Here is a 6,047-nt window from a genome sequence, read left to right as displayed (position 1 = left end):
GTGTGGCGGATTTACCTACCACACGGCCTACACGCTTACACCACCAATCCAGTAAGTGGCGCGGCTACCTCACTGCGTCACCCCATCACTTGAACCACACATCAGGCCCCACGACATCAACACCACCAACACTCAAAGAATGCTAGGTAGCGTATCCGCAGTGGTTAGTATCCGTGCTTTATCATGGGCGCACATGTACGGGTACCAGAATATCAACTGGTTATCCATCGACTACGCCTGTCGGCCTCGCCTTAGGTCCCGACTCACCCTGGGAAGACGAACTTGACCCAGGAACCCTTAGTCATCCGGCGGTAAGGATTCTCACCTTACAATTCGTTACTCATGCCTGCATTCTCACTCGCACACAGTCCACGCCTCCTCACGGTAACGCTTCCACCCATGCACGACGCTCCCCTACCCAAACAACAAAAAATTGTTGCTTGCCGCGGCTTCGGCGGTGTACTTGAGCCCCACTACATTGTCGGCGCAGAACCACTCGACCAGTGAGCTATTACGCACTCTTTCAAGGATGGCTGCTTCTAAGCCAACCTCCTGGCTGTCTTCGCGATCCCACATCCTTTTCCACTTAGTACACCCTTAGGGGCCTTAACCGGCGATCTGGGCTGTTTCCCTCTCGACTATGAAGCTTATCCCCCACAGTCTCACTGCCGCACAACACAATTGATGGCATTCGGAGTTTGGCTGACATTGCTAAGATTGTAGTCCCGCTCAACCAACCAGTCGCTCTACCTCCACCAAGCTAAATGCGACGCTGCACCTAAATGCATTTCGGGGAGAACCAGCTATCACGGAGTTTGATTGGCCTTTCACCCCTACCCACAGCTCATCCCCGCAGTTTTCAACCTACGTGGGTTCGCGCCTCCACAACCTCTTACAGCTGCTTCACACTGGCCATGGGTAGATCACCCCGCTTCGGGTCCAGGACATGCCACTTACCACCCCATTAGGATTCGGTTTCCCTACGGCTACCCCACACGGGTTAACCTCGCGACATGCCGCTGACTCGCAGGCTCATTCTTCAAAAGGCACGCCATCACACCATAAAAAGTGCTCTGACGGATTGTAAGCACATGGTTTCAGGAACTATTTCACTCCCCTCCCGGGGTACTTTTCACCATTCCCTCACGGTACTATCCACTATCGGTCACACTGAGTATTTAGGCTTACCGGGTGGTCCCGGCAGATTCACAACAGATTCCACGAGCCCGTTGCTACTCGGGAACCCAACAACCCCCACATCATCATCTTCAGCTACAGGACTCTCACCTACTCCGGCAGATCATTCCAAACCACTTCACCTAACAACAATGCAAAAAGGGCGTGCCACTGGTAGATGACACACAATTGAGCCCCACAACACCGCACACACAACCCCTACCAGGTATCACATGCACACGGTTTAGCCTCATCCACGTTCGTTCGCCACTACTAGCAGAATCATTATTATTTTCTCCTCCTACGGGTACTGAGATGTTTCACTTCCCCGCGTAACCCCCACAACAGCTATGAATTCACTGAAGGGTAACCCCACATAACCAGGGCCAGGTTTCCCCATTCGGACATCCTCGGATCAACGCTTTATTGACAACTCCCCGAGGCTTAACGCAGCCTTACACGTCCTTCATCGGCTCAGCATGCCAAGGCATCCACCATGCGCCCTAAATAACGAACACACCAACCACCACACACAAACCACACAACCAACAAAAGCCATGCAACCAGCATGTGGTGGTAACAAGTGAACTTGACAAAATAAACAAAAAGAAAAATCACATCACACACACAAGACACCACAAACACAACGTGTAAGTGGCATCATGCAGATGCTCGCGTCCACTATACAGTTCTCACACAACACCCCGAACCAGCAACAAACACCACCACAATGAATGGCATCCATCAACCAGTCAGGCACACAAAAAAGGGGATAATGCCCCAGACACCCAACAATGCACCAACGTACAATCAACACTCATTTTTGTATACATGGACACTTTTACGCATGTCACAAAGCACTGTCTCAACACTTGATACTGCTGATTAAGGTGTGTCACCTACCCGGAATTTCCAAATTCGGTGGCAGCAGAACACTCGCCTACTCAACCACCAACCCACCATCAAACAACAGTGGGCAACCCACAACTATGGGTTCTGGCTGCAACTGCAGCCCAATAATAAAAGCTCCTTAGAAAGGAGGTGATCCACCCGCACCTTCCGGTACGGGTACCTTGTTACGACTTCGTCCCAATCGCCGATCCCACCTTCGACGGCTCCCTAACACGTTTAGGCCACCGGCTTCGGGTGTTACCAACTTTCATGACGTGACGGGCGGTGTGTACAAGGCCCGGGAACGTATTCACCGCAGCATTGCTGATCTGCGATTACTAGCGACTCCGACTTCATGGGGTCGAGTTGCAGACCCCAATCCGAACTAAGGCCGGCTTTCAGCGATTCGCTCCACCTCACAGTGTCGCAACGCGTTGTACCGACCATTGTAGCATGTGTGAAGCCCTGGACATAAGGGGCATGATGATTTGACGTCATCCCCACCTTCCTCCGAGTTAACCCCGGCAGTCTCTCATGAGTCCCCAACCAAATGCTGGCAACATAAGACAAGGGTTGCGCTCGTTGCGGGACTTAACCCAACATCTCACGACACGAGCTGACGACAACCATGCACCACCTGTACACCAACCACAAAGGGAAACTACATCTCTGCAGCGATCTGATGTATGTCAAGCCCAGGTAAGGTTCTTCGCGTTGCATCGAATTAATCCACATGCTCCGCCGCTTGTGCGGGCCCCCGTCAATTCCTTTGAGTTTTAGCCTTGCGGCCGTACTCCCCAGGCGGGGCGCTTAATGCGTTAGCTACGGCACGAAAGTCGTAGAAAGACCCTCACACCTAGCGCCCACCGTTTACGGCATGGACTACCAGGGTATCTAATCCTGTTCGCTACCCATGCTTTCGCTCCTCAGCGTCAGTAACTGCCCAGTAACCTGCCTTCGCCATCGGTGTTCCTCCTGATATCTGCGCATTTCACCGCTACACCAGGAATTCCAGTTACCCCTACAGCACTCAAGTTATGCCCGTATCGCCTGCACGCCCGGAGTTAAGCCCCAGAATTTCACAGACGACGCGACAAACCACCTACGAGCCCTTTACGCCCAGTAATTCCGGACAACGCTCGCACCCTACGTATTACCGCGGCTGCTGGCACGTAGTTAGCCGGTGCTTCTTATCTAGGTACCGTCACAACAAAGCTTCGTCCCTAGCGAAAGGAGTTTACAACCCGAAGGCCTTCATCCCCCACGCGGCGTCGCTGCATCAGGCTTGCGCCCATTGTGCAATATTCCCCACTGCTGCCTCCCGTAGGAGTCTGGGCCGTATCTCAGTCCCAATGTGGCCGTACACCCTCTCAGGCCGGCTACCCGTCGCCGCCTTGGTAGGCCATTACCCCACCAACAAGCTGATAGGCCGCGAGCTCATCCTACACCGAAAAAACTTTCCAACCACCACACTAAAGATGGCTCCTATCCGGTATTAGACCCAGTTTCCCAAGCTTATCCCGAAGTGCAGGGCAGATCACCCACGTGTTACTCACCCGTTCGCCACTCGAGTACCCTGCAAGCAGGGCCTTTCCGTTCGACTTGCATGTGTTAAGCACGCCGCCAGCGTTCGTCCTGAGCCAGGATCAAACTCTCCACAAAAAGAATTTCAGAACAACATTCCAAAATCAAGGCCGTGAAAAGCCCAAACCTAACCAAAAGAACAAACCACCACAAACCACACAAAAGCAGTCCATGCTGGCGTCCAAAAATTACTACAAAGAAAAATAAACTGCCTCCCCAACCCGACGGGGCACAAAAAGGGAGACAAAAAAGTTGAACACAATCACATGCCAACCAATCCATCAATGCAGCCGAAACACTAAACAGTATTCAAAAAGATGCGTATAACAACACCTTACCGGCACACACCAACCAACAAACCACCATAGGCTCGCTGGTCAACAGACCAATCAACACACAACCATGCACACAAAAATAAAAAATAAGTACATTGGCACACTATTGAGTTCTCAAACAACATCCACACACCACAAGAAAATTAACCAAACGTTAACCTCTCAGCGGCGGCTCGCACTAACCTACCCAACAACCTAAACCAAGTCAAATCCCCGAGCCAAGTCAGTACAAAAAGCCACTCAAAAGTAACCAACCGGCTACCTCTCGGCGACTCGCTAAAATTTATACCACCCCACTACACAACGCAAACTCGCAGGCCAACGTTGGTTTTTAGTGATAGCACGCGATCTTTCCATCGGGCCCATCGATAACGCGCACCGGAGTATTGAAGATGGGCGTCAGGATATCGTCGCGCATAATCTCCTCGGCCGGGCCGAATTCGACGATCTGCCCGTCCTTGCAAGCACAGATATAGTCCGCGTAACGCGCGGCAAAGTTGATGTCATGCAGAACCACGATGACCGTGCGCCCCAATTCCTGGGCAGCCTCGCGCAGGTGGCGCATCATGTCCACCGAGTGCGAAATGTCCAGGTTATTCAGCGGCTCATCCAGCAACACGTAATCGGTTTCTTGGCACAGCACCATGGCTACGTACGCGCGCTGGCGCTGACCACCAGACAGCTGGTCAAGGTAGCGGTGCTGCAATTCTTCCAAGTGTAGGAAGTGAATGTACTTAGAAATGACTTCTTCATCGTGTTTGTTGAGCCGCCCCTTGGTATAGGGAAAGCGGCCAAAGCCCACGAGCTGGCGCACAGTTAGTTTCGTGACGAAGTGATTTTCCTGCCGCAAGATAGACACAATCTTCGCCAGGTCGGCGGACTTGCTGGATTGAATGTCATAGCCGGCGATTTCGATGCTGCCTTCATCCATGTCGAGCAGGCGCCCGATCATGGTGAGCATCGTCGACTTACCCGCACCATTCGGCCCCACCAGCGCGGTGATGCCTCCTTGCGGGATGGTCAGGTTGAGCGGACCAATAGCGGTCTCGGCGGAATAGGTTTTAGAAACGTTCTTTAATTCGATCACAGTCGGCCCTTTCGCATAATGACAAACAGGAACACGGAGCCACCTACCAGCTCAATGATGATGGACACCACGCCTTGGGCGGAAAAAACGTGCTGCATGAGGAAGTAGGCCGCAATGAGCACGAGGAATGCTAAGCCCACCGCCATCGGAAAGATGTAGCGGTGATCGTAGGTATCGGCGAATTGATAGGCCAGCGTCGCTACCAAAAAGCCCAGGAAGGTCATAGGACCTACCAGCGCGGTCGTCGTCGCCATCAACAACGAGACCAACACCAGCGTGTAGATCGCGTGTGCTTTATGGTTCACACCCAGGTTGGTGCTGACATCGGCGCCCAAGGAAATCACATTGAGCTTGCGCGCATTGAGTACCAAAAGGGTGGTAGCGATGGCCACGATGGGAATGGCAATGGGATAGTACTCAGTTTCGGCGTTATTCACGGAGCCAAAAAGGCGCGCGGTCAGCACATCGAACTCGCTGGGGGTCAGCATGCGCTGCATAAAGGTAGATAGTGAGCCCAGGCCACCACCGATGACCACGCCGACCAGCAGCATGGCATGCATATTCTGCTTCCTATTGGTCAGCAGCCACGAATAAAGCACCAAGGAAAGGCCCACCATGACACCCATTTGCATGAGGAAGGTGGGCACAGTGCGGGCATCGTTAAGCCCGCTAGCCCCCAGGAAGAAAATGGTCGCGGTATTGATGGCAACGTAGAGGGACTCAAAGCCCATGATGGACGGCGTCAAGATGCGGTTATTCGTCACGGTATGAAAAGACACCGTGGCCATGGCTTGACACACAGCGACGATCGCCATGGCGATGAGGGCATCGGCGCGGCGCTGGGCGATGAGCCAAAACTTGCGGGTGCCAAAGTCCATCGGGTTGCCATAGGCCAGGTAGGCAAAGGCCAAAGCCGAAGCTAAGCCCCATACGCAGACCAGCGTTATCCAGTACTTCTTGGGTGGGGCGGACAT

The 6,047-nt window shown here is 53.0% G+C and carries 2 protein-coding genes and 2 rRNA genes (1 of these 4 running past the window's edge); all 4 read right to left on the bottom strand.

From position 1 onward, the window contains the following. Nucleotides 1-1,694 (bottom strand): 23S ribosomal RNA (locus tag HMPREF1257_RS11570); it reaches 1,386 nt to the left of the window's first position. A 516-nt stretch (nucleotides 1,695-2,210) separates the two neighbouring features. Next, nucleotides 2,211-3,729 (bottom strand): 16S ribosomal RNA (locus HMPREF1257_RS11565). Together the 16S and 23S rRNA genes form the textbook arrangement of a ribosomal RNA operon. A gap of 588 nt (nucleotides 3,730-4,317) precedes the next feature. Continuing rightward, complete coding sequence (locus tag HMPREF1257_RS11560) at nucleotides 4,318-5,073, bottom strand: ABC transporter ATP-binding protein (RefSeq protein ID WP_023025818.1); 756 nt, start codon at nucleotides 5,071-5,073, stop codon at nucleotides 4,318-4,320. Further along, entirely contained in the window at nucleotides 5,070-6,047 is a 978-nt protein-coding gene (locus tag HMPREF1257_RS11555) for an iron chelate uptake ABC transporter family permease subunit (RefSeq protein ID WP_034659346.1), read from the bottom strand. The genes HMPREF1257_RS11560 and HMPREF1257_RS11555 overlap by 4 nt, the downstream gene beginning before the upstream one ends.

The organism is Corynebacterium sp. KPL1814 (assembly GCF_000478175.1).
GTDB lineage: Bacteria > Actinomycetota > Actinomycetes > Mycobacteriales > Mycobacteriaceae > Corynebacterium.
Note: the sequence above shows the minus strand (reverse complement) of the source record. Positions and strands in the feature narration are given on the sequence as shown.